1 protein-coding gene is annotated in these 694 nt (G+C 38.0%); it reads left to right on the forward strand.

What is annotated here, in order from left to right; genetic code table 11:
• On the forward strand, positions 1-559 hold a 559-nt coding region (locus NY07_RS19560), incomplete at its 5' end, for a DUF6161 domain-containing protein (RefSeq protein ID WP_200884325.1).
• Positions 560-694: the final 135 nt, after the last annotated feature.

Genomic DNA, 694 nt, shown 5'->3' on the forward strand with positions numbered 1-694 from the left:
AAATCAGCAGGCTAGTCAAAAAGAAGAATTTATTAGCTACATGGATGGCTGTAAGGCACGCATTGCTGATCTAGAAAATACATATCAAGAAAAACTTAGACTCGAGAAACCTGCAACATACTGGAAAAAATCAGCTAAAAAGTATGGGATCCAAGGCAGTCTGTGGTCAATAGCATTAGTTGCTTCTATTTTGCTTGGATTAGTTTATTTTTATGATTTTTTTGACTCTTGGTTGAAAGGGCAAGCAGTTGCGGTAAAGCTTAATACGTTACAAGGTGCTGTCATTTTTGGTTCAATTTTAGCAGTGTATGCTTTTCTGGTTAAAACAATATCCAAGCTAACGTTTAGTTCATTTCATTTAATGAGGGATTCCGAGGAAAGAGAACAGTTAACCTACTTGTACCTATCCTTAAACAATGATGGTCAAATAGATGAATCTTCAAGAGAGTTGATACTGCAAGCCCTATTTAGTCGTTCTGAAACTGGTTTACTAGCTGGAGAATCTGGACCAACAATGCCAGTACATGACCTACTAAAAACCGTATTGAAAGGCAAGTAAAGCGTAAATAATGCTAACAAGTTGCTTAAACGGACAAAAAATAGCAGGCTTTTGCTCGTTCCTCGCTAATTTTAGCCAGCTATTTTATTGCCGCTTAGCAAAGCGCTGGGGGATCCCCTCATAATTCAGGTCTCC

It is taken from the genome of Shewanella sp. ECSMB14101 (genome assembly GCF_000773485.1).
Classification (GTDB): Bacteria; Pseudomonadota; Gammaproteobacteria; order Enterobacterales; family Shewanellaceae; genus Shewanella; species Shewanella marisflavi.